The organism is Microbacterium sp. NPDC055665, assembly GCF_053618035.1.
This window is the reverse complement of sequence record NZ_JBSHGY010000001.1, coordinates 1-26,089: the sequence shown is the minus strand read 5'-3', so window position 1 is coordinate 26,089 and position 26,089 is coordinate 1. Positions and strand designations below refer to the sequence as shown.

Below are 26,089 nucleotides of genomic sequence, written 5' to 3'. Positions count from 1 at the left end.
GCGCATCAGTGGCGTTCGCGGAGGGGCAGGTCGATCGTGCCCGTCTCGCCCGCATCCCGCGCCTTCGGGATCCTGGTCCCGAGGACCTGCGACACGATGTCCTGGGCGATCTTCGGCGCCGTGAGGCCCGCATCCGCGAGGATCTGATCCCGCGAGGCATGATCGATGAACTCGTCGGGCAGACCCAGCTCATCCACCGCAGTGTCGATGCCGGCTTCACGCAGCACCTGCCGCACCCGGGTGCCGATACCGCCGACGCGGATGCCGTCCTCGACGGTGATGACGAGACGGTGGTGCGCAGCCAGCTCGATCACCGACGGCTGCACCGGGATCGCCCAGCGCGGATCGATGACGGTGGCGCCGATACCCTGCGCTCGGAGCCGGTCTGCGACGTCGAGGGCCAGCTCGGCGAACGGGCCGATGGCGACGATCAGCACGTCCTCCGATTCCCCTCGGGCGAGTACGTCGACGCCGTCCTCCAACCGCTCGATGGCGGGGAGGTCGGCCGCGACCTCACCCTTCGGGAAGCGGATGACGGTCGGAGCGTCAGCGACCTGGACCGCCTCGCCCAGGGCCTCGGTCAGGCGTGCTCCGTCCCTCGGAGCCGCGATGCGGATGTGCGGGACGATCTGCAGCATGGCGAGATCCCACATCCCGTGGTGGCTGGGGCCGTCCGGGCCCGTCACGCCGGCACGGTCGAGCACGAACGTGACGCCCGCACGGTGCAGTGCGACATCCATCAGCACCTGATCGAACGCTCGGCCCATGAACGTCGCATAGAGCGCGACCACGGGGTGCAGTCCGCCATACGCCAGCCCCGCTGCGGAAGCCACCGCATGCTGCTCGGCGATCCCCACGTCGTACACACGATCGGGGAATCGCTCGGCGAACGGCGCGAGACCTGTCGGTCGCAGCATCGCGGCCGTCATCGCGATGACGTCGCTGCGCTGCTCCCCCACAGCGACGAGGGCATCCGAGAACACGTCGGTCCATCCACGACCGCCCGACGACAGCGTCTCACCCGTCGTCGGATCGATTTTGCCGACCGCGTGGAACTGGTCGGCCTCGTCGTCGCGGGCGGGCTGATATCCGCGCCCCTTCTCGGTGATCGTGTGCACGATGACCGGGGCGCCGTACGACTTCGCCAGCTCGAGCGTCTCGAGCAGGGCGGGAAGATCGTGTCCGTCGACGGGGCCAAGGTACTTGATGTCGAGGTTCGAGTAGAGCGCCTCGTTGTTGGTGAATCGCGAGAGGAAACCGTGGGTTCCGCCGCGCACGCCGCGGAACACCGCGCGCCCCACGGGACCGAACGCGCGGAACAGACGATCCGAGCGCTGGTGGAGATCCTTGTACGCCGCTGCCGTGCGCACGCGATTCAGGTAGCGCGACATGCCGCCGATCGTGGGCGCGTAGGAGCGGCCGTTGTCGTTTACGACGATCACGAGATTCCGGTCGTTGTCGTCGGAGATGTTGTTCAGTGCCTCCCACGTCATACCGCCCGTGAGCGCTCCATCGCCGACGACGGCCACGACGTGCCGATCCGCGCGACCGGTCGCCGTGAGCGCCCGGGAGATGCCGTCAGCCCAACTCAGCGAACTCGACGCGTGCGAGGACTCGACGACGTCGTGCGCGCTCTCACCGCGCTGCGGATAGCCGGCGAGTCCGCCGCGGACGCGCAGCGCCGAGAAGTCCTGCCGCCCCGTCAGGAGTTTGTGCACGTAGGACTGATGCCCGGTGTCGAAGATGAAGGGGTCATCCGGAGACGAGAAGACCCGGTGCAGAGCGATGGTCAGCTCGACGACGCCCAGGTTCGGCCCGAGGTGCCCACCGGTCTGCGAGACGTTCTCGACCAGGAACGCGCGGATCTCTGCGGCGAGCTCGTCCAGTTGATCGGCCGAGAGCGCGTCCAGATCACGGGGTCCTGAGATGCTCGGAAGAATGGGCATCTGCGCCTCCTCACAGGCTTCGCCAGAAGCGCCCGACGAGGGTGCGGGCGCCCGTCGATCCTACCGCGCCCGGTGGAGAGAAGCCGGTGAGCGCGGCCCCCCTTGACACGAAGGGGCGGCACTATGAAGGGGCCCGGATCCGAAGACCCGAGCCCCTTCCTCTGCGCGATCAGACCAGCGAACGCAGCACGTACTGCAGGATGCCGCCGTTGCGGTAGTAGTCGGCCTCACCGGGGGTGTCGATGCGGACGACCGCGTCGAACTCGATCGTCTGCTTGCCCTCGGGCGAGTGCTCGCTCGGGGTGGCGGTGACCTTGACGGTCTTCGGCGTGACACCGTTGTTGAGCTCCTCGAGGCCGGAGATCGAGACGATCTCGGTGCCGTCGAGACCCAGCGACTCCCAGCTCTCGCCTGCGGGGAACTGCAGCGGGACGACGCCCATGCCGATCAGGTTCGAACGGTGGATGCGCTCGAAGCTCTCGGTGATCACGGCCTTGACGCCCAGCAGGCTGGTGCCCTTGGCCGCCCAGTCGCGCGACGAACCGGAGCCGTACTCCTTGCCTCCGAAGATGACGAGGGGCGTGCCCTGCTCCTGGTAGTTCATGCTCGCGTCGTAGATGTACGACTGCGGGCCGCCGGGCTGCGTGAAGTCGCGCGTGAAACCACCCTCGACCACCTGCCCGTCGTTGACGGCAGAGACCATGAGGTTCTTCAGGCGGATGTTCGCGAACGTGCCGCGGATCATGACCTCGTGGTTGCCGCGACGCGAGCCGAAGGAGTTGAAGTCCTTGCGGTCGACGTCGTGCTCCGTGAGGTACTGGGCCGCAGGCGTGCCGGCCTTGATGTTTCCGGCGGGCGAGATGTGGTCGGTGGTGACCGAGTCGCCGAGCGTCGCCATGACACGCGCACCCTCGATGTCCTTCACCGGGGTGAGCTCCATCGTCATGCCGTCGAAGTACGGAGCCTTGCGGACGTACGTGGAGTCCTCGTCCCACTGGAAGATGGCGTCATCCGGGGTGGGGAGGCTGCGCCAGCGCTCGTCGCCGTCGAACACGGTCGCGTACTGCTTGATGAACTGCTCGCGCGAGATCGAGGAGTCGACGAGTTCCTGCACCTCGGCCGGCGTGGGCCAGATGTCCTTCAGGAAGACGTCTTCGCCGTCCTTGCCCTTGCCGAGCGCGTCGTTCTCGAAGTCGAAGTGCATCGACCCTGCGAGAGCGTACGCGATGACCAGCGGCGGGCTGGCGAGGTAGTTCATCTTCACGTCGGGGCTGATGCGCCCCTCGAAGTTGCGGTTGCCCGAGAGGACGGCCGTGACGGCGAGGTCGTGCGAGTTGATCGCCTCCGACACCTCTTCGATCAGCGGACCCGAGTTGCCGATGCAGATCGTGCAGCCGTAGCCGACGGTGTAGAACCCAAGACCCTCGAGGTCCTTGTCGAGCCCGGACTTCTCGTAGTAGTCCGTGACGACCTTCGATCCCGGTCCGAGCGTGGTCTTGACCCAGGGCTTCTGCTTCAGCCCCTTCTCCAGCGCCTTGCGTGCGACGAGACCGGCGGCGATCATCACCGACGGGTTCGACGTGTTGGTGCACGAGGTGATGGCGGCCAGCGTGACGGCGCCGTTGTCGAGGATGTACTTCTCCCCCGACGGCGTCGTGACCGGCACCGGCTTCGAGGCGTTCGCCGGAGCGCCGCTGTTGATGTGCACCGGCCGCGTGGTCGGCTCTTCTTCGCCGGGGACCGAGCCCGGGTCGGATGCCGGGAAGGAGTGCTTCGACTCGAGGTCGACGATGTCGTCGGACGTCGATGCGGTCGTGTAGCCGAGGATGTCCTGCTCGAACTGGGCCTTGGCCTCGGAGAGCAGGATGCGGTCCTGCGGACGCTTCGGGCCGGCGATCGACGGGACGACGGTGCCGAGGTCGAGTTCGAGGTACTCGCTGAAGGTCGGCTCGACGCTCGCGTCGTGCCAGAGCTTCTGCTCCTTGGCGTACGCCTCGACGAGGGCGACGGCCTCTTCGCTGCGACCGGTGAGGCGCAGGTAGTCGAGGGTCACGTCGTCGATCGGGAAGATCGCGGCCGTGGAGCCGAACTCGGGCGACATGTTGCCGATGGTGGCACGGTTGGCGAGCGGCACCGAGGCGACGCCTTCGCCGTAGAACTCGACGAACTTGCCGACCACGCCGTGCTTGCGCAGCTGGTCGGTGATCGTGAGCACGACGTCGGTCGCGGTGACGCCGGCGGGGATCTCGCCGGAGAGCTTGAAGCCGACGACGCGCGGGATGAGCATCGACACGGGCTGGCCGAGCATGGCCGCCTCGGCCTCGATTCCACCGACGCCCCAGCCCAGCACTCCCAGGCCGTTGACCATGGTGGTGTGCGAGTCGGTGCCGACGCAGGTGTCGGGGTATGCGCGCAGCACACCGTCGACGTTGCGGTCGTAGATGACCTTGGCGAGGTGCTCGATGTTCACCTGGTGGACGATTCCGGTTCCCGGCGGGACGACCTTGAAGTCGCTGAACGCCGTCTGGCCCCAGCGCAGGAACTGGTAGCGCTCGCCGTTGCGCTCGTACTCGATCTCGACGTTGCGCTCGAGGGCGTTCTCCGAGCCGAACAGATCGGCGATGACGGAGTGATCGATGACCATCTCGGCGGGCGAGAGCGGGTTGATCTTGTTCGCATCGCCGCCCAGCGCCGTGACGGCCTCACGCATGGTGGCGAGGTCGACGATGCAGGGCACACCGGTGAAGTCCTGCATGACCACGCGGGCCGGCGTGAACTGGATCTCGGTGTTGGGCTCTGCCGCGGCATCCCACGAACCCAGCGCTTCGATCTGCGCCTTCGTCACATTCGCGCCGTCCTCGGTGCGAAGCAGGTTCTCCAGGAGGACCTTGAGACTGAAGGGGAGCTTCTCGAAACCGGGCACCGTGTCGATGCGGAAGATCTCGTAGTCGGTGCTGCCGACTGTCAGGGTGCTCTTGGCACCGAAGCTGTTCACCGTGGACACGAATCCGTCTCCTTCTATTCGGATGGGAGCGACAGGCGCCTCCATCTTGCTCGCCAGCGAGCCCCTGCGGCTAGCAAGGCGGACCTAACCAGTCTGCTCCGCGCAGCTCACCGGCGAAAGCCTGCGATTTATCTTGATGTCAAGATAAATCTATCATGCCTCGGCGACATCTTCGCGCGACGGTCCGCGCGGATGGAGAGCGCGCACGACGAGCCAGGTGACGGCGATCAGCGGCGCGAAGAGCGGGAGTCCCATGACGAGCTTGAGCGTGCCGAGTGCGGTCACGTCGCCCGCGAGATACAGCGGGAGCTGCACGGCGAGTCGGGCGAAGAAGAGTGCGGCCCACGCGATTCCGAGCCAGAAGTAGGCACGGCGCTTGCGGCGATCGTTGCGCCAGGTGGTGCCCTCCCCCATCAGGAAGCCGACGGCGAGGCCGATCAGAGACCAGCCGATCAGGGCCGACACCAGGATGACCGTTCCGTAGACCGCATTGGTGATGAGCCCCGGAACGAAGTTGTCCGCGCCGCGTCCGGTCCACAATGCGAGTCCGGCCGCGGCGGCCGCGGCGACGAGCCCGCCGATAGCGGCGGACGGCGGCGACTTCTGCAACAGGCGCACGATCGTGAAGACCGCGGCGAGACCGACCGATATGCCCAGCGACAGGATCAGCGGCTCGGGGCGGATCGTGAAGATGATCACGAATGCGAGGCTGGGCAGCACCGACTCGAGGATGCCGCGGACCCCGCCGATCGCCGACCAGACGACCTTGTGCGTGCTCGCGCTCTCCGACGGGTCGAGCCCGGCACGGCGCGCGGCGCCGCCGAGAGCCTCTCCGAGGATCTCGGAGGTGCTCTTCTCGCGTTCCGGGTCGGCTTCCGGGGTGCTCACGCGGAGCCCGGGGTCGCCGGCATCTTCAGCGGGATCAGATCACGCGGCGGCATCGGAGAGCCGCCGCGGACGACGACGATCGAACGGAACAGATCCTCGACCTTGGCACCGGCCTCAGGATCCGACGCACCGGCTCCGCCGATCACGCCGCGGAGGAACCAGCGCGGGCCGTCGATGCCGATGAACCGCGCGAGACGAAGACCCGAGCCTTCGCTGGCCGCTGCGGGGACCTCGGCGAGAAGCTCCTTGCCCAGGGGGCCGTCCCGCTCCTCGACGCGCCCGCCCTGTGCCTTGACCTGGTCGCGCAGTTGCACGCGCGTCTCATCCCACAGTCCGCCGGACCTCGGCGCGGCGAACGGCTGCACCTGCAGAGAGGAGTCCGCGTAGTCGAGGCCGACGGCGACGATGCGCTTGGTCTGCTCCTCCACCTCGAGCCGGAGGTTCAACCCCTCGCGCGGCAGGATCTTGATCCCGCCCAGGTCGATGTACGGGCGAACCGGGTTCGCCTCGGAGTCGTCGAAGGGTCCGTCGGTGGCGCGGTTCGCGGGCGCCGACTTGGAAGGAGTCGCGTTGTTGTCAGTCATCTGTTCTGCCCTGCTTCGTTCTGCGTGAGCCCCGCCTGGTACCCGGTGGAGCCGAAACCGCCGTCGCCGCGGACGCTGTCCGGCAGCTCGTCCACCGAGATGAACGTGGCGCGTGTCACCGGCATGATGATCAGCTGTGCGATGCGATCGCCGACCGCCACATCGTACGCGCTCCTGATGTCGGTGTTGATCAGGCTCACCTCGATCTCGCCGCGGTAGCCGGCATCCACGGTCCCCGGAGAGTTCACGATCGAGATCCCGTGCTTGGCGGCAAGCCCGCTGCGCGGAACCACGAAGGCCGCATAACCGTCGGGAAGAGCGATCCGGACTCCGGTGGCGACGAGAGCGCGCTCGCCCGGCTCCAGATGCACAGCCTCGGCCGCGACCAGATCGGCGCCCGCGTCGCCCGGATGCGCGTATCCGGGCACCACTGCAGCGATAATGGGGACATCAACGGAATCGGTCACCCCATGAGGCTAATGCAGAACCCCGCCACAGACGCACGTGTCCGCTATCGCGAACGACTCTCCCCCAGCCTCTGGCTGCTGGTCACGGTCGCGGTCGCAGGGCCGATGGTGTCTCTCGTCTTCGTGCCCATCGGATCGACCTTCGCGCTCATCGTCGGCGCCGCCGTCTCCGCGCTCCTGGTGCTCGGCTTCATCGCGGCGACTCCGGTCGTGTCGGTGGAGGGCCGCGTCCTGCGCGCCGGACGCGCACACATCGATGTCGAGCACCTCGGCGAACCCCTCGCGCTCGTCGGTGAAGAAGCCCGCCAGGCACGCGGCCCCGGTCTCCCTGCGCGCGGCTGGCACCTGATCCGCGGCGGGATCGACGGGATCATCGTCGTCCCGAATCTCGACGTGGACGACCCGGTCGACACGTGGACCATCTCTACCCGGACGCCCGACCGCCTGGTCGCGGCGATCCGCGCTGCCCGTTCCTGACCGCACCCGCCGTTCATCGGGGCACCGCCCGTTCCTGACGGGCGCTGCCGCATACGACAGCGCGCCCCTGACCGGACGGTCGGGGGCGCGTGAGACGTCGCTCGGAGGACTGCTTACGCAGCGCACTCCTTGCAGATGGGCCCGGATGCGCCCTCGTGGTCGAGCTGAGAGCGGTGCTTCACGAGGAAGCAGCTCATGCACGTGAACTCGTCCTGCTGCGCGGGCAGCACGACGACGTCGAGCTCGAGGTCGGAGAGGTCGGCACCCGGAAGGTCGAAGTTCGACGGGTTGTCGGAGTCTTCGTCCCCGCTTGAGCCGGAAGATTTGTCCGGCACACGCTCCTTGAGGGCTTCGATCGACTCGGAGTCGTCTTCGCTCTTTCGGGGGGCGTCGTAATCGGTTGCCATGCGGTAGATCTCCACTTTCATGGTGCGAGTGGGTGGTGCGCCGTCGGGTATCGGCGGCCATAGTTTGCACGACCGGGAGACATAACGCAAATGCGGTCCGTGCGACAGAGCAAACTCACGGCACGCCCAGGGTATTCCCGGTCCGGACGCCGCATGCGTGACACCATGAACGGACACCCATCAGAGGGGCATTCGCATGGAAAACGTCACCATCGTCGGCACAGAAGCAGGAGTCCTCGTACTCGCGACAGAGTCGGGCGAGCGGTTCTCGCTGCCCATCGACGACGTGCTGCAGCGTGAGATCCGTCGCGCCACCCGGCAGGCCGAGCCCACCGCCCAGAAACTCGCGGCGAGCCCGCGCGACATCCAGGCGCAGATCCGCGCCGGACTCACCGCGCCCGAGGTCGCCGAACTGCTGGGAATCAGCGTCGACGACGTCGCCCGCTTCGAGGGCCCGGTCCTCGCCGAGCGCGAGCACATCATCGGTCAGGCACTCGCGGTTCCGGTGCTGATCGGAAGTGAAGTCGAACCCGACGCCCAGCCCACCTTCGGCGTCGCGGTCCGCGCGAAGCTCGCCGAGGTCGCAGCGACCGCGGAGCGGTGGGCCAGCTGGAAAGAGGAGTCCGGCTGGACGATCAAGCTCGAGTTCACCGCGAACGACGTCGATCACGATGCCCGGTGGAGCTTCGACCCGCGTCGCAGTGCCCTCTCGCCTCTGAACGCGGATGCCACTCAGCTCTCGCGCCAGGGCTCGCTGCCCGAGGGGCTCATCCCGCGCCTGCGCGCCGTGGATGCGGAGCGCACGACCTCCCCTTACAAAGATGAGAGCCGGTTCGATTCGGGCGCCTTCGGCCCGCGTCTGCTTCCCGCACCCGAGGCCGAGGTCGAAGACCCGTCACTCCCCGAGCGCTCCGACGTCGCCGCGCAGGATGCCGCGATCAATCGCGCGCCCTCTGCGCAGAACACGAGCCCCGAAACAGCGGACCTGCTCGAGGCTCTCCGCCGTCGTCGGGGTCAGCGCGAGACGGCTCCGCTGCTCGAAGACACCGACGACGTCGAGCACTCCGACCCGATCTCGCTGTTCGACGCGCTCGAACAGCCCGACGAAGAGCCGGAACCCGCACGCCCTTCGGCCCATACTGCTCCGTCGGATTCCGGAGACTCCGGCGGCCGCCGCCGTCGCCGCAACGCGATGCCCTCATGGGATGAGATCGTCTTCGGAGCGCGCACCGACGAGTGATCCGCACCGAAGGGTGACCGGCACGAGCAGGTGACCTGCGCCCGTCCGGTGGGCACCTCTCAGCGCGCGAAGGCTCCGAGTCTGATCAGCGGCACCTGTCGCTCCTCCGGAGTGAGCGCTCCGTGCTGCCCGACCATGCCTCGCCCGCGCTGGTCCGCCGCGGTGCCGTCGTAGACCGCCCACGTGCCGCGCGCGATGGCCAGCAGATCGCCGATCCGCGCGGACGCCGCCGTGATGACGGTCGGCCCGAACATTCCGCCGCGAACGGCTTCATCGCGGGTGACGACGTCGGCGATCCCCTCGAGGTCGGCGCGCCACCGCGCGGTCACTGCGGCGGTGTCGGCGTCGGGCTCGACGTAGGCGTGCAGCATCCGCGGCTCGCCGCCGACATGCCGGACACCCCGCAGATGCGCCTCGTCGAGCACGACCTGTCGATTGACCGCGACGTCGACCATGCCGTGGTCCGACGTGACGAGCACGCCGACTGCCGGCGGCACGCGCGCGGCCAGGGCGGCATCGATGTCCTCGAGGGCGGCGACCCACTCACCAGACGCGATCCCGTGCTTGTGGCCGGCCTTGTCCACCTCGGGCAGGTAGCAGTAGACGAGTGATCCCGGGTGCTCCTGGGCGAGCGTGTATGCGGTTTCGATGCGCGCTGCCGCGGTGCCGGCAGCGACGAACTCCGCGCCGCGGAGTGTGGCTTTCGTAAACCCGCTGCGCGCATATCCGGCGAACCCGACCGCGAAGCTCTCGTGTCCGGCGCGACCGGCGCGTTCGAAGATGGTCGGCGCCGGCTGCCAGGTGAACGGATCGATCCCGTCGGTCTCCCAGCCGCTGAGCTGGTTGACGAGCACGTCGCGGCCGGCGTCGAGCACCCGGTAGCCGACCAGGCCGTGCTCACCCGGCCAGACGCCGGTGACGATGCTGGTGAGCGCCGCGGCCGTCGTGGAGGGGAACACCGACTGCGCGACATCCTTCTTCGCCATCCCGGCCGTCAGCGCGCGGGCATGTCCCGCGTGGGCCCGAAGACTGATCGCCCCGAGGCCGTCGACGACGACGAGAACGACGGACTCCGCACGCGGCAGCACCTCGGATTCGCCTCGGAGCGCGGCGAACAGGTCGTCCGCCACCCCGACGACGCTCCGGGCGCCGGGCGACGCGGACGGTAGCATGAGGGACATCCGAGCCAGTCTGACACAGGCTCCCGTACGCCCTCAGGAAGTCCATGCCGAAAACCCCGCCGCCCGAGCCCGTCGAGGAGCGCATCCAGGACATCGACCTCTCCACCGAGATGCAGGGCTCGTTCCTCGAGTACGCGTACTCGGTGATCTACTCGCGCGCTCTGCCTGACGCGCGCGACGGTCTGAAGCCGGTGCAGCGCCGCATCCTGTACCAGATGGCCGAGATGGGCCTCCGCCCCGACCGCGGCCATGTCAAGAGCGCACGCGTCGTGGGCGAGGTGATGGGAAAGCTCCACCCGCACGGCGACTCCGCCATCTACGACGCGCTGGTCCGTCTCGCGCAGGAGTGGGCGCTGCGTGTTCCTCTGATCGACGGCCACGGGAACTTCGGTTCCCTCGACGACGGTCCGGCCGCGGCGCGATACACCGAGGCGAGACTCGCCGCACCCGCCCTCGCTCTCACGGAGAACCTCGACGAGGACGTCGTCGACTTCATCCCGAACTACGACGGTCAGTTCCAACAACCGTCCGTCCTCCCGGCCGCATTCCCGAACCTCCTCGTCAACGGCGCGAGTGGCATCGCCGTGGGCATGGCGACCAACATGGCGCCGCACAACCTCATCGAGGTCGTGGCCGCTGCGACGCATCTGCTCGAGAACCCGGATGCCACGACCGAAGAGCTGATGGAGTTCGTCCCCGGTCCCGACTTCCCCTCGGGCGGCATCCTGATGGGTCTCGACGGCGTCAAGGACGCCTACACGAACGGACGCGGGGCACTCAAGGTCCGCGGGAAGACCTCGATCGAGCCGCTGGGCCCCCGACGCACCGGCATCATCGTCTCCGAGCTGCCGTACATGGTCGGACCCGAGCGCCTGATCGAGAAGATCCGCGATGCCGTGCAATCGAAGAAGCTCCAGGGGATCAGTGACGTCACCGATCTGACCGACCGCAACCACGGGCTGCGCGTCGCCATCGGCGTCAAGACCGGGTTCGACCCGAACGCCGTCCTCGAGCAGTTGTACCGACTGACTCCGCTGGAAGACTCGTTCAGCATCAACAACGTCGCGCTCGTCGACGGTCAGCCGCGCACCCTCGGCCTCAAGGAGATGCTGAGCGTCTACGTCGGCCATCGCCTCGAGGTGATCACGCGGCGGAGCCGCTATCGCCTCGCCCGCAGAGAAGAGCGCCTGCACCTCGTCGAGGGCCTGCTCATCGCGATCCTCGACATCGACGAGGTCATCCAGGTCATCCGTTCCTCCGACGACTCGGAGCAGGCACGCACGCGCCTGCGCTCGGTGTTCGATCTGAGCGAGCTGCAGGCCGAGTACATCCTCGAACTTCGACTGCGTCGCCTGACCAAGTTCTCCCGCATCGAGCTCGAAACCGAGCGCGATGCGCTGCTGGCGGAGATCGCGTCGCTCCGTGAGCTGCTCGGCAGCCCGGTGCTCCTCCGCGCCGTCGTCGCCAGAGAGTTGGACGCTGCCGCCGATGCCTACGGCACACCGCGCCGGACCCTGCTGATGAACGCCGCTCCCCCGAAGCCGCGAGCGACCAAGGGAGCGGTCGACCTGCAGATCGCCGACGCCCCCACGGTCCTCGTCCTCTCCACCACGGGCCGCGCCGTGCGGGTCGACCTCGGCGAGGGGCAGGAGCTCACGGTTCCGGCACGCCGCAGCAAGCACGACGCGATCCTGACGACGGTCGAGACGACGGTCCGCGCGGAGATCGGTGCCCTCACCAGCCTCGGCCGTGTCGTGCGCTTCTCCCCCGTCGACCTGCCCTCCGTTCCCTCGACGTCCGTCCAGCTCGCCGCGGGAACGCCGCTGCGCGACTACCTCGGCATCACGACCAGGAACGAGCGGATCCTCGGGTTCGTGCGTTTCGACAGCGAGACGCCGATCGCGCTCGGCACGGCGCAGGGAACGGTGAAGCGCATCGTCCCGTCGGCGCTGCCGGTGCGTCCCGATCTCGAGGTCATCGGCATGAAGCCCGGCGACACGGTCGTGGGAGCCGCAGAGGCCCCCGACGACGCCGATCTCGTGTTCGTCACGACCGACGCGCAACTGCTCCGCTTCTCCGCTGCGAACGTGCGCCCCCAGGGGGCACCTGCGGGCGGCATGGCGGGCGTCAAGCTCGGCTCCGGGGCATCCGTGCTGTTCTTCGGCGCGATCGATCCCACGACGGAGGCTGTCGTCGCGACGGTCTCCGGTGGCGAGAGCATCCTGCCGGGCACCGACCCCGGACGAGCGAAGGTGTCGGCCTTCACGGAGTACCCGGCCAAGGGCCGCGCCACGGGCGGGGTGCGTGCGCACGCGTTCTTGAAGGGCGAGGATCGACTCACCGTCGCCTGGGTGGGCCCGAACCCGCCGCTGGCGGTCGATCCCACCGGCGCCGTGCGCAAGCTCCCCGAGGCCGGAGCACGACGTGACGCCTCGGGCCAGCCCATCGACGGCGTGATCGGCAGCATCGGCCGCACACTCGTCTGAGAACGGGAGAGGGGCCGCGGATTGCCGCGGCCCCTCTCCTATTCCGTCGCCCGGTCCGGGTCAGGCGTCGATCGACTCCCGTGACAGCCGGTCGGACGAGTCGATGATGAACTCGCGTCGCGGCGCCACCTCGTTGCCCATGAGGAGCTCGAAGACGCGCCCCGCGGCCTCGGCATCCTCCATCCGCACCCGACGCAGCAGACGGCCGGAGCGGTCCATGGTGGTGTTCGCCAACTGCTCGGCATCCATCTCACCGAGACCCTTGTATCGCTGGATGGGCTCGTGCCACCGCTTGCCGGCCTTGCGAAGCTTCGTCAGCAGGGCATGCATCTCCTGCTCGCTGTAGGTGTAGATCGTCTCATTCGGCTTCGACCCCGGGTTCATCACGATCACCCGGTGCAGCGGCGGGACGGCGGCGAACACGCGGCCGTCCTCGATGAGCGGCCGCATGTAGCGGAAGAACAGCGTCAGCAGCAGCGTGCGGATGTGCGCACCGTCGACGTCGGCGTCGCTCATCAGGATGATCTTCCCGTAGCGAGCGGCGTTGATGTCGAACGTCCGGCCGGAGCCGGCGCCGATCACCTGGATGATCGACGCGCACTCCGCGTTCGACAGCATGTCGCCGACGGAGGCCTTCTGCACATTGAGGATCTTCCCTCGGATCGGCAGCAGGGCCTGGAACTCGCTGTTGCGCGCGTTCTTGGCGGTGCCGAGCGCGGAGTCGCCCTCGACGATGAAGAGCTCGCTGCGGTCCACCTCGTTCGTGCGGCAGTCGACGAGCTTCGTCGGAAGCGTCGACGACTCGAGCGCGTTCTTCCGACGCTGAGTCTCCTTATGGGCTCGCGCCGACACGCGAGCCTTCATCTCGGAGACGATCTTGTCGAGCAGCTGTGAGGCCTGGTTCTTGTCGTCGCGCTTGGTCGAGCTGAAACGCTGCCCCAGGTCCTTGCGGATCACCTGGGCGACGATCGATCGAACGGCCGGCGTGCCCAGCACCTCTTTGGTCTGACCCTCGAACTGCGGCTCGGGCACGTTGACCGTCAGGACAGCCGTCAGACCGGCCAGGACATCGTCCTTCTCGAGCTTGTCGTTGCCGACCTTGAGGCGGCGCGCGTTCTGCTCGACCTGCGTGCGCAGCACCTTCAGCAGCTCCTGCTCGAATCCCTGCTGATGCGTACCGCCCTTGGGCGTCGCGATGATGTTGACGAACGAGCGGACGCGGGTGTCGTAGCCGGTGCCCCAGCGCAGCGCGATGTCGACTGCGCACACACGCTCCACCTCCGTGGCGATCATGTGCCCGTCCGCCTGCAGAACGGGAACGGTCTCCTTGAAGGTCCCCTCGCCCTGGATACGCCAGGTGTCCGTGACGGGCGGATCGATCGCCAGGTACTCGACGAACTCCGAGATGCCGCCCTCGTACAGGTACGAGGTCTCGACGGGGCCGAGCGTGGTGGTCTCACCGTCGGAATCAGGAACCGGGATGACCTGACCGGCAGCCCGCTCGTCCTTGACCACGATCTCGAGTCCCGGGACGAGGAAGGCCGTCTGGCGCGCCCGCGTCTCGAGATCGGCCAGCTGGAACGCCGCGTCCTTCGTGAAGATCTGACGGTCGGCCCAGTGGCGCACGCGTGTTCCGGTGACCCCGCGCGGCGCCTTGCCGATGACTCGAAGCTCACTGTTGTCCTCGAAAGGCGTGAACGGGGCGTCGGGGCGCTTCTCGCCGGAATCCTTGAAGATGCCGGGCTCGCCGCGATGGAACGACATCGCATAGGTCTTCCCGCCCCGATCCACTTCGACGTCGAGGCGTTCCGAGAGCGCGTTCACGACCGACGCGCCCACACCGTGGAGGCCGCCGGACGCGGCGTACGAGCCACCGCCGAACTTCCCGCCCGCGTGGAGCTTGGTGTAGACGACCTCGACGCCGGTCAGGCCGGTGCGGGGCTCGACGTCGACGGGGATACCGCGGCCACGGTCGTGGACCTCGACGCTGCCGTCGGCGTGCAGGATGATGTCGATCTTCGAGCCGTTGCCCGCCACCGCCTCGTCGACGGAGTTGTCGATGATCTCCCAGAGGCAGTGCATGAGGCCCGGAGAGCCGTTCGACCCGATGTACATGCCCGGGCGCTTGCGGACAGCTTCGAGCCCCTCAAGCACCTGGAGATGGTGGGCAGAATACTCGGCATTCACAATCTCCGAGTCTATTCTCGCCACCCGCATTCCAACCGCAGACACTCCCCGCTGAGGTCCAGACGGTGGCCTTCCCGTACGCGCTGAGCGAAACACGCCGCAAACCGGGCATGCCCACAGGTAGTGCGTGGTTGTATTGACCAAATCAGCAAGCGAAGCCGACACCCGAGGAGGCGCCGAGATGAATGCAACGACCGAACGTGACACCTCCACCGTCGAGTTCCGCCTGACGGCCATGGATCGGTGTGATTCATGTGGCGCTCAGGCATACATCGCCGCTGAGGTGAACGGCTCCGAACTCCTCTTCTGCGCCCACCACGGCCGCAAGTACGAAGAGAAGCTGCGCAGCATCGCGACCAGCTGGCACGACGAGACCGCTCGCCTCATCGAAGCGGTCTGAGCTCTCGCTGCGGCCCGTCAGTCCTGGACGACGCGGCGGACCCGCGGCGTCAGCCGGGTGAGGATCTCCTCGCCCACCGTGTCGATGCGTTCGGCGAGCGAGGTCGCCGAGGACTCCCCCTGGGCCCCCGCTCCGAACAGGACGACCTCGTCGCCGACACGCGCGCCCGGCCACTCCTCGACAGACGACGCGGTGTGGCCCACGGAGCGGAGTTTCCTGGCGCCGCCCGGCGTGCCGACGAGCGCGCCGGACAGGGTCGACGGAAGCCCGTCGAAGCTTCCGATCGCGATCCAGACCTTGCCGTCGGTGACCTCATCGACGGTGGCGACGAGGCTCGCGACGGGCACGATCCCCTCGAGTTCCGGACCGTCCGCGGAGCGGATGCCGTAGCAGAACGCGCCGATGCGTGACATGGTTCCGCGAAGCTCAGGCCTCCACCAGGAGGCGGCCGACGCTGTCAGGTGCACCGCAGCAGGCGAGGAGCCGGAGTCCTCCACGACTCGCACGGCCTCGAGGAACACCGCCTGGGCGGCGTCGTCCTCGGCATCGCTCGCCTCGGCGATGTGGCTCCACACGCCGACGAGGTCCACCAGACCGGCCCGCTCCGCCTGTCGCACCTCGGCGACGGCCATCGCCCAGTCCTCGGGGAGCACGCCGTTCCGGTGCAGCCCGGTGTCGATCTTCAGGTGGACACGGGCCATCGCTCCCACAGCCGCGGCGCGGGAGATGATCCGCCGGAGGTAATCGATCGTGCCGACGCCGAGGTCGATGTCGTGCAGGAGCGCGTCGTCGATCTCGTCATCGGTCGACGTCACCCAGGCGAAAATCCGTGCGTCCCCTCCCGCCACCCGGCGTATCGCGAGTCCACTGCGGATGTCGTAGCTGCCGAACCACTCCACGCCCTCTTGCCGCGCGGTGTCGACAGCCCAGGAGAGCCCGTGCCCGTAGGCGTCGTCCTTGAGAACGAACATCAGGCTCGAGGGCGAGACGCGCCGACGCACGGCCGAGATGTTCGCACGGAGGCTGCCGGTGCTCAGCCGGAGTTCAGGGCGGGTCACGCCTCCCACCCCCGGACTGCGTGCGATGCCGCGACGGTGATGAGTTCCGCCGGCTCCATCCCGGTGACCTCGGCCCACCGCGAGACACCACCCGCGAGCGGGCCGTTCCCGCCGAAGTAGGTGACCTCGGTCCCGGGCGCCGCGTCCGATCCTTCGAGGTCGACGACGCAGACATCCATGGCCACGCGTCCGACGATGGGCCTGGCCGAGCCGTCGATCTCGACGTAGGCATGGTTTCCGAGCGCCCGGACGATTCCCTGCGCGTATCCTCCGGTCACCAGCGCCACCGTCGTCGCGGCCTCGGCGCGGAACGTGTACCCGTACGACACGGCATCCCCCGCGCGCAGAGGCTTGGTCGACAGCACGCGGCCGGTCAGCCGCATCACCGGACTCGTCGAAGGACGGCCCGGCTCGGCGGGCAGCCCGTACAGCAGCGCGGGATCGATGTCGGGCTCTCCGCTCGTCACCCCGACGATCCCTTCCAACTGGAGGGCTTCGACCTCGCCCGGCGCGTCGACACGCACACTTTCGGCGCCGGCGGCCGTCACGGCCTGCGCGACAGCGATGACGCCGTGCCCCCAGGCATCGCGGCGAAGGTCGGCGATGCGGCCACCCGCCTGAACCGCCGCTGCAGCGCCGGCGGCCAGCGCCGACCGGGAGATGATCGCCCGCGGCAGCGAGCTGGAAGTCGTTTCCCACACGTCTTCCAGCCTAGCCGCCGGCTCCCAGGTCGACCTGCAGCTCCCCCGTAGACTGGAGGAGACCCCGACCCTGGAGCCATATGTCTCGTCTTTCCCTCGCGCCCCGCATCCGTTACCTGCTGGGACGTGCTCGCCGCATCGACGTCGGATCGGTGGTGGAACGGGCCAAAGAGGCTTCGGAGCAGCACCACAAGGCCGTGCCCGGCATCGTCGTGGACATGCTGTGGTCCGCCGCGCGCCACAACGTCGGCTTCCAGGACTACATCGACTACGACTTCGCGATGCTCACCAAGGCAGAGCGCGAGACATACATGACGCATCCGGTATCGAACCAGCTGTCGCAGCGGTACGACCACCCGGACTACCGCTGGATCTTCCAGGACAAGGTCGAATTCGACAAGCAGTTCTCCGCATTCCTGAAGCGCGAGTGGCTGGTCGTCGAAGAGGGCAACGCGCAGGCCGTCCGCGAACTCACCGAACGCTTGGGCACCATCGTGACGAAGGAGCCGGTGGGGCAGGCGGGCACGGGTGTGCACCGCTACCACGCCGCCGATATCGAGGATTGGGACGATTTCCACAAGGGGCTGCTCGCACGCGGTGAACTCCTCATCGAAGAGGTCATCCGCCAGCATGACGCTCTTGCGGCCGTGTGCCCCGGCACCGTGAACACCACCCGCATCACCGCGTTCTTCGACGGTGAGAAGGCGCACATCCTCGCGATGGCGCAGAAGTTCGGGCGCGGCGCGGTCAGCGACCAGATGACCTTCGGCGGCTTCTACACGATGCTCGACGAGAACGGCCACGCCGTCGGCGCAGGGTACGACTCGCACGGGCACGTGCACGAGACGCATCCCGACTCGGGTTTCCGCATCGCCGACTTCCAGCTGCCGTTCATGGATGAGGTGCGGGCATTCATCGACGAGGTCGCCCGTGTCGTGCCGCAGGTGCAGTACGTCGGCTGGGACATCGTCGTGTCCCCCGACGGCCCGGTGCTGGTCGAGGGCAACTGGGGCGCCGGTGTCTATGAGAACAAGCCCAGCGTCACCGGCATCCGCACCGGTCACAAGCCTCGCTATCGCGAGGTCATCGGCTTCTGAGACAAGACGAAAGGCCCCGGATGCGCGCGCATCCGGGGCCTTTTCTCGTTGTTCTGCGGGTTCAGCTCGCGCGGACGATGCCGAGCGGCGTGGACTCGAGGCCCTGACCGAGCGGGTTGTCGCCGAGGATCTTCACCAGACGACGCTCGCCGTCCTTGTCGAGCGTCGAACCGAGGATGTTTCCGCCGAGATCGTTGATGTCGACCACGGCGACCTCTGCGTGACCGCCGATGAGCTTCTTCAATCGTGCGGCGACGCCGTCGGGGTCCTTCGGCCCGAGCACGACAGCCTCGTTGTACGGAGGGATCGTGTGCTTGGTGGGACCGTCGATCGCTCGCGCCTTGTCGCCCGCGATGCGATAGAAGTCACCCCGGCGACCGAACGCCTTGGTGACTGCCGCCACGGCAGATGCGAAGAGGATGCGCGGCGTACCGCACTCCCGCAGCGCCATCTCCATCGTCTCCGGCATGCCGAGGCCGATGCCGTACGGCGTGCGCGTGACGTACTTCGACAGGAACAGAGCGAGCTTGCGCGGCTTGATCTCATCGAGACGGTACGAGCGCCCCTGCGTGATCGCCACGATCTTCTCGGTCACGAACAGCAGGTCGCCCGGCTGCACCGCATCCTTGGCGTACTCGGTGATGATCGCATCGAGGTCGTCCTCGGGCATGACCACGCGCGTCCGCAGCGGGATGCGCGCATAGCTCTTGCCGTCGACGCTCGCCTCGAGAGCCTTGCCGTCGTTCGCCTGGCTCATTCGAGGTAGTCCCGAAGGGACTGCGAACGACTCGGGTGACGCAGCTTCGCCATCGTCTTCGACTCGATCTGACGGATGCGCTCACGCGTCACGCCGAACGTGTCACCGATCTGGTCGAGGGTCTTCGGCTGACCATCGCCCAGACCGAAGCGCATGCGGATCACGCCGGCCTCGCGCTCGGAGAGCGAGTCGAGCAGCTGCTCGAGCTGACGCTGCAGCATCGTGAATCCCACGGCGTCCGCGGGAACCACGGCCTCGGTGTCCTCGATGAGGTCACCGAACTCGCTGTCGCCGTCTTCACCGAGCGGAGTGTGCAGCGAGATCGGCTCGCGGCCGTACTTCTGCACCTCCACGACCTTCTCCGGCGTCATGTCGAGCTCGCGGCTGAGCTCTTCCGGGGTGGGTTCGCGACCGAGGTCCTGGAGCATCTGACGCTGCACGCGGGCGAGCTTGTTGATGACCTCGACCATGTGCACCGGGATGCGGATCGTACGGGCCTGGTCGGCCATCGCACGCGTGATGGCCTGACGGATCCACCAGGTGGCGTAGGTCGAGAACTTGAAGCCCTTCGTGTAGTCGAACTTCTCGACGGCACGGATCAGACCGAGGTTGCCCTCCTGGATCAGATCCAGGAACTGCATGCCGCGGCCGGTGTAGCGCTTGGCGAGGGAGACGACGAGACGGAGGTTGGCGCCGAGCAGGTGGCTCTTCGCGCGCTGGCCGTCGCGGGCGACCCACTGCAGGTCGAGTCCGAGCTGGCTCGTCTTCTCGGCCGCCGACATCGCCGACAGCTTCTCTTCGGCGAACAGGCCCGCCTCGATGCGCATCGCGAGCTCGACCTCTTCGGCCGCGTTCAGGAGCGCGACCTTTCCGATCTGCTTCAGGTAGTCCTTGACGGGGTCGGCCGTCGCACCGGTGATCTGCGTCGAGTAGACCGGGACGTCTTCATCGTCGTTCGACGAGATGACGATCGCGCCGGTCGGCAGCGGCTCGGTGAACTTCGGCTTGGCATCTTCGTCCTCGTCGTCGTCGACAGCGGCCACGGCAGGAGCCTCGTCTTCTTCGACGACGTCCTCGGACTTCTTCTTCTTGACGGGGGCGCGCTTCGCGGCAGCACGCTTCGCCGCGCTCAGGGGCGCGGGCTTCTCGGGCGCATCGGCCTCGACCGGAGCGTCGGCGGTCGTCTCTTCGGCAGCCTTCTTCGTCCGGGTGTTCTTCGTCGTGGCAGGAGTCACGTTTCGCCTTTCACGGGGCTGCTGTGTAGCCCCGGGACATTTCGGACACTAGTAAGACCCTTGTCAAGTCCAGCGCTCGAAAACACTGATTGACAACGGGTCAGAGTCCTAGTATCGCACACGTGTGGCGATGCGGATGCATTCCGACGAAGTTCTCCCTGATCGATCTCAACCGCGACCGGGCTTGTCCTCGTCGCCGGAAGGGCGGGAGGCGAGGTAGCGCTCCAGCTCGGCCGCCAACTCGTCGGCACTGGGAAGGTCGCGCTCACTGAATCCGCCCTCGTCGTACGAGTCATCGTCAGGGTTTCGGCCCGCCATGTAGGCGTCGTAGCGGCGCTCGAGGTTGTGCACCATCTGCTGCAGCTCATCGTTCCCCGTGACCTGCTCTCCCACTCGCGTCAGGTAGTCCTCGCGGCGCTCCTGGACGGCATCGAGCATCAGCACCAGACCCGTCGAGGCCATGAGCTTCTCGGCGGCGGCGATCACGGCATCGGGGTTCTCCGTCTCCGCGAGATAGTGCGGCACGAGCAGCACGAATCCCACAGCGCGCTCACCGCGCTCGATGAAGCGGAACTCGAGAAGGTGTCCAGCAGTCGCCGGCACCTGGGTGCGCGGCCTCCAGACCGAATGCGCAACGGTGAGGTCACGGCGGTTGCCGCTCACCGTCGTACCGATCGGACGCGTGTGCGGCACCGGCATGGCGATCGAGTGCACCCAGTGCAGACCGGAGACCTCGAACTCCGCGGCCAGATCGAGCACCGTGCTCGCGAAGGCATTCCAGGCGAAGTCCGGCTCATAGCCGGCGAGGAGCAGGAAAGGCCGACCGAGCGCATCCGTCGCGAGGGAGAGCTCGAGCCGGGGCGGACGGAACTCGGTGAGGTGATCCTGATCGAAGGAGATCACGGGACGACGTGCGCGATAGTCCAGCAGGACGTCGTTGTCGAAGACGACGATCGGCTCCGGTGAAGCGGTCTCCCGCAGGTGATCGATCAGACCGGAGACGGCGCTGCCCGCGTCTGTGAAGCCAGTGAGCAGAAGCACCAGAGGCAGGCCGTGCGGCACTGTCGGCGCATTCGCGACGCGTTCGTGGATCTCACCGGAGAGGGGCATGTCTCCATGCTACGAGCAGGTCCGGATGCCGGGGCGCGGAGCATCATGCTGAGAGCGAACACGCGCACGGCGGGCGCGCGACCGTGCTGCGGCGGAGATCCTAGGATGGAGGGCATGACGCTTCCCGTGCTCTCGCACACCACCGCTCAGTTCCCCGGAAGCGCTGCAGATGCCGCAGTGCTCGTCGTCGCCTCTCTTCCCGAATCCGTGGACTCGCTGTCCGCGTACCCGGGTCTGGCCGATGCGCTGGCCGGCGTCGGATTCACCGGTTCCGCCGGATCGTTCACCCGGGTGCACCTCCCCGGCGTCACCGCCCTGCCGTTCGCGGTCGTGGGAGCAGGCGACAAGCCGGATGCCGCCTCCGTCCGCAATGCGGCAGGCACCGCGCTGCGATCCCTCACCGGCTTCGACAACGTCGCGCTCGGTCTCGCCGAAGGCCTCGAAGGATTCGCCGCTGCCGCAGCCGAGGGAGCCGTCCTCGGCGGCCACCGCTTCGACGGATACCGCTCCGAGAAGGGCAAGACCCGCGCCACCGCGGTCACCCTCCACGCGACGCTCTCCGACGAGGAGGCCGCCCACGCCCAGACCATCGGCGATGCGGTCGCGCTCATCAAGGACCTCGTCAACGTCCCCGCTGAGTGGCAGAGCCCCGCGCAGCTCGCGCAGAGCGCGGCCGACAGCGTCGCCGACCTCGACGTCTCGGTCGAGATCCTCGACGAGAACGAGCTGGCGGAGCAGGGCTTCGGCGGCATCCTCGGCGTCGGACAGGGCTCCGACCGTCCGCCGCGGCTGGTCCGCCTCGACTACTCCCCCGCCGGCGCGAAGCGCCACATCGCCCTGGTCGGCAAGGGCATCACCTTCGACACGGGCGGCCTCTCGCTCAAGCCCGCGGCATCGATGGTCGGGATGAAGTTCGACATGGCGGGGGCAGCCACGTCGCTCGCGGCGCTTCGGGCGATCGCCGCCCTCCAGCTCCCGGTGCACGTGACGGCGTGGCTCTGCATCACGGACAACATGCCGTCCGGACGCGCGCTTCGCCCCGGCGACGTCATCCGCATTCTCGACGGCACGACCGTCGAGGTCCAGAACACCGATGCCGAGGGCCGGCTCGTGCTCGCCGACGGTCTGGTCGCCGCGAGCCGCGAGCAGCCCGACGTGATCATCGACGTGGCCACTCTCACGGGTGCGATCGTCGCCGCCCTCGGACACCGGCACACGGGCGTCTTCGGCGACGACGGCACCGTCGCGGAGTTCCTCGCCGCCACTGAGCAGGTCGACGAGCCTGCCTGGCACATGCCGCTGCCGAGCTACATGGAAGAGTCGCTCGAGTCCCCCATCGCCGATCTGCAGAACGCGAACATGGGCGACCGGATGGGCGGGGCGTCGTTCGCCGGTCTGTTCCTTCGTCGATTCGTCGGACGCACGTCCGAGGCCGAGGACGCACCCCGCATCCCTTGGGTCCACCTCGACATCGCCGGCTCAGGCGAGCATGGCGGATCGCCGTACGGTTTCACCGAGAAGGGCCCCACGGGGGCGATGGTCCGATCGATCGTCGCCTTCGCCGCAGCATCCCACAAGGAGGCATGACACATGACAACCCACACCTTCGACGTCGTCGTCCTGGGCGGCGGCAGCGGCGGCTACGCCGCTGCTCTCCGAGCGAGTGAGCTCGGGAAATCCGTCGCGCTCATCGAGAAGGACAAGGTCGGCGGCACCTGCCTGCACCGCGGCTGCATCCCGACCAAGGCGCTGCTGCACGCCGCCGAGGTCGCCGAGCATGTCCGCGACGCCGCCTCCGTCGGTGTCACCGCGACGCTGGAGGGCATCGATCCGGCAGGTGTCCGCGCCTACCGCGAGGGCATCGTCGCGAAGAAGTTCAAGGGACTCGAGGGACTCGTGAAGGCCCGCGGCATCACGACGGTCGCCGGTCTCGGCCGCCTGAGCCCCGATCGCAGCGTCAGCGTCGGCGACGATGTCTACGTCGGCGCCGATGTGGTGCTCGCGACGGGCTCGTACAGCCGTTCCCTTCCCGGCCTCGACATCGGCGGCCGCGTCCTCACCAGCGAACAGGCGCTCGCCCTCGACGTCATCCCGGAGCGCGTCCTCATCCTCGGCGGCGGCGTCATCGGCGTCGAATTCGCCAGCGTGTGGCGCTCCTTCGGTTCGGAGGTCACGATCATCGAGGCGCTGCCGCACCTCGTCCCGAACGAGGACATCGCCCTCAGCAAGGGCCTGGAGCGCGCGTTCCGTCGTCGTGGCATCCAGTATTCGCTCGGCGTCCGCTTCCAGACGGCGACGCAGGACGACTCATCCGTCACCGTCACGCTCGAAGACGGCAAGGAGTTCAGGGCCGACTACCTCCTCGTCGCCGTCGGTCGCGGCCCCGTCACCACAGATCTCGGATTCGAAGAGGCGGGAGTCACCCTCGACCGCGGATTCGTGACCGTCGACGAGAACCTGCGCACCGGCGTTCCCGGAGTGTGGGCCGTCGGTGACATCGTTCCCGGTCTCCAGCTCGCTCACCGCGGGTTCCAGCAGGGCATCGCCGTCGCCGAGCGCATCGCCGGCCTGTCCCCCGCGAACATCCCCGACGTGCAGATCCCCAAGGTCACGTACTCGAGCCCCGAAGTCGCCTCGGTCGGTGTCACCGAAGAGGCCGCGATCGCCGAGCACGGTGCCGACGCGATCGCCGCCTACGAGTACAACCTCGCCGGCAACGGCAAGAGCGAGATCATCGGGACGAGCGGGCTGGTCAAGATGGTCCGCCTCAAGGACGGCCCGGTCCTGGGTGTGCATCTGCTCGGCGACCGAGTCGGCGAACTCATCACCGAGGGGCAGCTCGCTGTGGCCTGGGAAGCACACCCCGAGGACATCGCGCCGCTGATCCACGCTCACCCGACCCAGAGCGAGGCACTCGGCGAAGCCTTCCTCGCACTGGCCGGCAAGCCCCTGCACGCCCTCTGAGCACCAACCGGTGCCCGAGTCACTAAGCTAGACAAGCGTCATACAACTTCCTGAAGGAGACTCAGTCATGAGCACATCCGTCGTCCTCCCCGCTCTCGGCGAGAGCGTCACAGAGGGTACGGTCACCCGCTGGCTCAAGCAGGTGGGAGACACCGTGCAGGCGGATGAGGGCCTGCTCGAGATCTCGACCGACAAGGTCGACACCGAGATCCCCTCCCCCGTTTCCGGCGTCATCGAGGAGATCCTCGTGGCCGAAGACGAGACCGTCGAGGTCGGTGCGCTTCTCGCGCGAATCGGCGACGGCAGCGAGTCGGCTCCTGCCGGCGATGCTCCTGCCGCCACCGAAGCTGCACCCGCTGAGGCCGCGCCTGCGGAGTCGTCACCTGCCGAGTCCGCACCCGCCGAGGCCGCACCCGCTCCGGCTGCCGAGTCCGCACCTGCTCCGGCCGCCGAGGCCCCGGCTGCGGAGTCCGCGCCCGCCGGCGACGCGACCGACATCGTGCTTCCCGAACTCGGTGAGAGCGTCACCGAGGGCACTGTGACCCGTTGGCTCAAGCAGGTCGGCGACAGCATCGCCGTTGACGAGGCACTTCTGGAGATCTCGACCGACAAGGTCGACACCGAGATCCCGTCGCCGGTCGCCGGTGTGCTGCAGGAGATCGTTGCTGGCGAAGACGAGACCGTCGCCGTCGGCGCAGTACTCGCCCGCGTCGGCTCCGGCGCCGCTCCGGCTGCTCCGGCTGAGGCACCTGCCGCTCCGGCAGCGGAAGCACCTGCTGCTCCGGCACCCGCCGCCGCTCCGGCACCCGCCGCCGCTCCGGCACCCGCCGCCGCTCCGGCACCCGCCGCCGCTCCGGCACCCGCCGCCGCTCCGGCACCCGCAGCCACTCCGGCTCCCGCCGCTGCTCCGGCTCCGGCCGCGCAGAAGCTCGCGCTGCCCACCGAGAACGACAACCTGTACGTGACTCCGTTGGTGCGGCGCCTGGCCGCACAGCAGGGCGTGGACCTCGCTTCCGTCACCGGAACCGGCGTGGGTGGTCGCATCCGCAAGGAAGACGTCCTCAAGGCCGCTGAGACCGCGACGGCACCCGCTGCGGCCGCTGCATCGGCGCCGGCACCGGCACCGCTCGAGGTTTCCCCGCTGCGCGGCACCACGCAGCCGATGTCGCGTCTGCGCAAGGTTCTGGCCAAGCGTGCCGTCGAGTCCATGCAGCAGACCGCCCAGCTGACCACGGTGGTCGAGGTCGACGTCACGGCGCTCGCCGACTACCGCGACAGCGTGAAGGCTTCGTTCCTCGAGAAGACCGGCGACAAGCTGTCGTTCCTGCCGTTCTTCGCGCTGGCGACCGCTGAGGCGCTGCAGGCGTTCCCGATCGTGAACGCTACGGTCGACGGCGAGAACATCGTGTACCCGGCGAGCGAGAACGTGTCGATCGCGGTCGACACCGAGCGCGGCCTGCTCACGCCCGTGCTGCGCGACGCGGCCTCGAAGAACATCGCTCAGATCGCACACGAGATCGCTGATCTCGCCGCTCGCACGCGCGACAACAAGCTGAAGCCCGACGAGCTCGCCGGCGGCACCTTCACGCTGACCAACACCGGTTCGCGGGGCGCGCTGTTCGACACTCCGGTCGTCTTCCTTCCGCAGTCCGCGATCCTCGGCACCGGCACGGTCGTCAAGCGTCCCGGCCTCGTGAAGGTCGGCGGTGCGGATGCCATCGCGATCCGTTCCTACGTGTACCTCGCGCTCTCGTACGATCACCGGATCATCGACGGTGCGGATGCGGCCCGGTTCCTGGGCGCGGTGAAGGCCCGCCTCGAGTCGGCGCAGTTCGCCGCTCAGCTCGGCGCCTGACCCGAGAGAGAGCCTCATGGCTGGTCCGCGACGTCATAGACTGTC

21 protein-coding genes are annotated in these 26,089 nt (G+C 68.0%); 8 read left to right on the top strand and 13 right to left on the bottom strand.

Annotated elements, in window-relative coordinates; translation table 11 throughout:
* Positions 1-5 precede the first annotated feature (5 nt).
* The 5 genes from dxs to dut form a co-directional block, all read right to left on the bottom strand.
* Positions 6-1,946, bottom strand: coding sequence for a 1-deoxy-D-xylulose-5-phosphate synthase (gene dxs / locus ACWGO6_RS00105; protein WP_136044015.1), 1,941 nt, complete (start codon positions 1,944-1,946; stop codon positions 6-8).
* A 169-nt stretch (positions 1,947-2,115) separates the two neighbouring features.
* Positions 2,116-4,950, bottom strand: a complete 2,835-nt coding sequence (locus tag ACWGO6_RS00100) for an aconitate hydratase (RefSeq protein WP_452325535.1) — start codon at positions 4,948-4,950, stop codon at positions 2,116-2,118.
* A 153-nt stretch (positions 4,951-5,103) separates the two neighbouring features.
* Positions 5,104-5,838, bottom strand: a complete 735-nt coding sequence (locus tag ACWGO6_RS00095) for a DUF3159 domain-containing protein (protein ID WP_376106180.1) — start codon at positions 5,836-5,838, stop codon at positions 5,104-5,106.
* The gene (locus tag ACWGO6_RS00090) at positions 5,835-6,422 is read right to left on the bottom strand and encodes a DUF3710 domain-containing protein (protein ID WP_136044018.1); all 588 of its coding nucleotides are present in this window, start codon (positions 6,420-6,422) and stop codon (positions 5,835-5,837) included. The genes ACWGO6_RS00095 and ACWGO6_RS00090 overlap by 4 nt, the downstream gene beginning before the upstream one ends.
* A complete protein-coding gene (dut, locus tag ACWGO6_RS00085; RefSeq protein ID WP_452325534.1) occupies positions 6,419-6,889 on the bottom strand; it encodes a dUTP diphosphatase in 471 nt (156 codons plus the stop codon). The genes ACWGO6_RS00090 and dut overlap by 4 nt, the downstream gene beginning before the upstream one ends.
* A gap of 12 nt (positions 6,890-6,901) precedes the next feature.
* Here dut and ACWGO6_RS00080 point away from each other — a divergent pair, with 12 nt between their 5' ends.
* Positions 6,902-7,366: a DUF3093 domain-containing protein gene (locus ACWGO6_RS00080; RefSeq protein ID WP_452325533.1), complete on the top strand. Its 465-nt coding sequence runs from the start codon at positions 6,902-6,904 to the stop codon at positions 7,364-7,366.
* A 113-nt stretch (positions 7,367-7,479) separates the two neighbouring features.
* Here ACWGO6_RS00080 and ACWGO6_RS00075 read toward each other — a convergent pair whose 3' ends face one another.
* Positions 7,480-7,773, bottom strand: a complete 294-nt coding sequence (locus ACWGO6_RS00075; RefSeq protein WP_105725536.1) for a DUF4193 domain-containing protein — start codon at positions 7,771-7,773, stop codon at positions 7,480-7,482.
* Between the two features lie 196 nt (positions 7,774-7,969).
* Here ACWGO6_RS00075 and sepH point away from each other — a divergent pair, with 196 nt between their 5' ends.
* Positions 7,970-9,013, top strand: coding sequence for a septation protein SepH (gene sepH, locus ACWGO6_RS00070; protein ID WP_136044020.1), 1,044 nt, complete (start codon positions 7,970-7,972; stop codon positions 9,011-9,013).
* Between the two features lie 59 nt (positions 9,014-9,072).
* Here the strand turns inward: sepH and ACWGO6_RS00065 are convergent, their stop codons facing one another.
* Positions 9,073-10,194 carry an alkaline phosphatase family protein gene (locus ACWGO6_RS00065; RefSeq protein ID WP_452325532.1) on the bottom strand — a complete coding sequence of 374 codons (1,122 nt, stop codon included), beginning with the start codon at positions 10,192-10,194 and terminating at the stop codon, positions 9,073-9,075.
* Positions 10,195-10,238: 44 nt separating this feature from the next.
* On the opposite strand from ACWGO6_RS00065, the gene ACWGO6_RS00060 reads away from it, so the two are divergent.
* A complete protein-coding gene (locus ACWGO6_RS00060; RefSeq protein ID WP_136044021.1) occupies positions 10,239-12,680 on the top strand; it encodes a DNA gyrase/topoisomerase IV subunit A in 2,442 nt (813 codons plus the stop codon).
* A 60-nt stretch (positions 12,681-12,740) separates the two neighbouring features.
* Here ACWGO6_RS00060 and ACWGO6_RS00055 read toward each other — a convergent pair whose 3' ends face one another.
* Complete coding sequence (locus ACWGO6_RS00055; RefSeq protein WP_452325531.1) at positions 12,741-14,867, bottom strand: DNA gyrase/topoisomerase IV subunit B; 2,127 nt, start codon at positions 14,865-14,867, stop codon at positions 12,741-12,743.
* A gap of 181 nt (positions 14,868-15,048) precedes the next feature.
* On the opposite strand from ACWGO6_RS00055, the gene ACWGO6_RS00050 reads away from it, so the two are divergent.
* Complete coding sequence (locus tag ACWGO6_RS00050; protein ID WP_136044023.1) at positions 15,049-15,267, top strand: DUF7455 domain-containing protein; 219 nt, start codon at positions 15,049-15,051, stop codon at positions 15,265-15,267.
* A gap of 17 nt (positions 15,268-15,284) precedes the next feature.
* Here ACWGO6_RS00050 and ACWGO6_RS00045 read toward each other — a convergent pair whose 3' ends face one another.
* Positions 15,285-16,325: an alanine racemase gene (locus tag ACWGO6_RS00045; protein ID WP_136044024.1), complete on the bottom strand. Its 1,041-nt coding sequence runs from the start codon at positions 16,323-16,325 to the stop codon at positions 15,285-15,287.
* On the bottom strand, positions 16,322-17,026 hold the full coding sequence (locus ACWGO6_RS00040; RefSeq protein WP_452325530.1) for an alanine racemase C-terminal domain-containing protein: 705 nt from the start codon (positions 17,024-17,026) through the stop codon (positions 16,322-16,324). The genes ACWGO6_RS00045 and ACWGO6_RS00040 overlap by 4 nt, the downstream gene beginning before the upstream one ends.
* Before the next feature lie 80 nt (positions 17,027-17,106).
* Between ACWGO6_RS00040 and ACWGO6_RS00035 the strand changes: the two genes are divergently transcribed.
* A complete protein-coding gene (locus ACWGO6_RS00035; protein WP_136044025.1) occupies positions 17,107-18,123 on the top strand; it encodes a sugar-transfer associated ATP-grasp domain-containing protein in 1,017 nt (338 codons plus the stop codon).
* Positions 18,124-18,184: 61 nt separating this feature from the next.
* Here the strand turns inward: ACWGO6_RS00035 and ACWGO6_RS00030 are convergent, their stop codons facing one another.
* The 3 genes from ACWGO6_RS00030 to ACWGO6_RS00020 all read right to left on the bottom strand — a co-directional run bounded on the left by ACWGO6_RS00030 (position 18,185) and on the right by ACWGO6_RS00020 (position 21,225).
* Complete coding sequence (locus tag ACWGO6_RS00030) at positions 18,185-18,880, bottom strand: coenzyme F420-0:L-glutamate ligase (RefSeq protein WP_136044026.1); 696 nt, start codon at positions 18,878-18,880, stop codon at positions 18,185-18,187.
* Positions 18,877-20,115, bottom strand: coding sequence for an RNA polymerase sigma factor (locus ACWGO6_RS00025; protein ID WP_136044027.1), 1,239 nt, complete (start codon positions 20,113-20,115; stop codon positions 18,877-18,879). The genes ACWGO6_RS00030 and ACWGO6_RS00025 overlap by 4 nt, the downstream gene beginning before the upstream one ends.
* Positions 20,116-20,283: 168 nt before the next feature.
* A complete protein-coding gene (locus ACWGO6_RS00020; protein ID WP_136044028.1) occupies positions 20,284-21,225 on the bottom strand; it encodes a proteasome assembly chaperone family protein in 942 nt (313 codons plus the stop codon).
* A gap of 114 nt (positions 21,226-21,339) precedes the next feature.
* Here ACWGO6_RS00020 and ACWGO6_RS00015 point away from each other — a divergent pair, with 114 nt between their 5' ends.
* The 3 genes from ACWGO6_RS00015 to sucB all read left to right on the top strand — a co-directional run bounded on the left by ACWGO6_RS00015 (position 21,340) and on the right by sucB (position 26,044).
* Positions 21,340-22,812: a leucyl aminopeptidase gene (locus ACWGO6_RS00015; protein ID WP_452325529.1), complete on the top strand. Its 1,473-nt coding sequence runs from the start codon at positions 21,340-21,342 to the stop codon at positions 22,810-22,812.
* A 3-nt stretch (positions 22,813-22,815) separates the two neighbouring features.
* The gene (gene lpdA, locus ACWGO6_RS00010) at positions 22,816-24,189 is read left to right on the top strand and encodes a dihydrolipoyl dehydrogenase (protein ID WP_452325528.1); all 1,374 of its coding nucleotides are present in this window, start codon (positions 22,816-22,818) and stop codon (positions 24,187-24,189) included.
* A 67-nt stretch (positions 24,190-24,256) separates the two neighbouring features.
* Positions 24,257-26,044 carry a 2-oxoglutarate dehydrogenase, E2 component, dihydrolipoamide succinyltransferase gene (gene sucB, locus ACWGO6_RS00005; RefSeq protein ID WP_452325527.1) on the top strand — a complete coding sequence of 596 codons (1,788 nt, stop codon included), beginning with the start codon at positions 24,257-24,259 and terminating at the stop codon, positions 26,042-26,044.
* The last annotated feature ends 45 nt before the right edge of the window (positions 26,045-26,089 follow it).

What these genes read in the sequence shown, in the direction of transcription:
- dxs (WP_136044015.1), bottom strand. Translation starts at nt 1,946, where the DNA reads ATGCCCATTCTTCCGAGCATCTCAGGACCCCGTGATCTGGACGCGCTC.
- ACWGO6_RS00015 (WP_452325529.1), top strand. Translation starts at nt 21,340, where the DNA reads ATGACGCTTCCCGTGCTCTCGCACACCACCGCTCAGTTCCCCGGAAGC.
- ACWGO6_RS00065 (WP_452325532.1), bottom strand. Translation starts at nt 10,194, where the DNA reads ATGTCCCTCATGCTACCGTCCGCGTCGCCCGGCGCCCGGAGCGTCGTC.
- sucB (WP_452325527.1), top strand. Translation starts at nt 24,257, where the DNA reads ATGAGCACATCCGTCGTCCTCCCCGCTCTCGGCGAGAGCGTCACAGAG.
- ACWGO6_RS00050 (WP_136044023.1), top strand. Translation starts at nt 15,049, where the DNA reads ATGAATGCAACGACCGAACGTGACACCTCCACCGTCGAGTTCCGCCTG.
- ACWGO6_RS00075 (WP_105725536.1), bottom strand. Translation starts at nt 7,773, where the DNA reads ATGGCAACCGATTACGACGCCCCCCGAAAGAGCGAAGACGACTCCGAG.
- ACWGO6_RS00080 (WP_452325533.1), top strand. Translation starts at nt 6,902, where the DNA reads ATGCAGAACCCCGCCACAGACGCACGTGTCCGCTATCGCGAACGACTC.
- sepH (WP_136044020.1), top strand. Translation starts at nt 7,970, where the DNA reads ATGGAAAACGTCACCATCGTCGGCACAGAAGCAGGAGTCCTCGTACTC.
- ACWGO6_RS00035 (WP_136044025.1), top strand. Translation starts at nt 17,107, where the DNA reads ATGTCTCGTCTTTCCCTCGCGCCCCGCATCCGTTACCTGCTGGGACGT.
- ACWGO6_RS00090 (WP_136044018.1), bottom strand. Translation starts at nt 6,422, where the DNA reads ATGACTGACAACAACGCGACTCCTTCCAAGTCGGCGCCCGCGAACCGC.
- ACWGO6_RS00020 (WP_136044028.1), bottom strand. Translation starts at nt 21,225, where the DNA reads ATGCCCCTCTCCGGTGAGATCCACGAACGCGTCGCGAATGCGCCGACA.
- lpdA (WP_452325528.1), top strand. Translation starts at nt 22,816, where the DNA reads ATGACAACCCACACCTTCGACGTCGTCGTCCTGGGCGGCGGCAGCGGC.
- ACWGO6_RS00060 (WP_136044021.1), top strand. Translation starts at nt 10,239, where the DNA reads ATGCCGAAAACCCCGCCGCCCGAGCCCGTCGAGGAGCGCATCCAGGAC.
- ACWGO6_RS00030 (WP_136044026.1), bottom strand. Translation starts at nt 18,880, where the DNA reads ATGAGCCAGGCGAACGACGGCAAGGCTCTCGAGGCGAGCGTCGACGGC.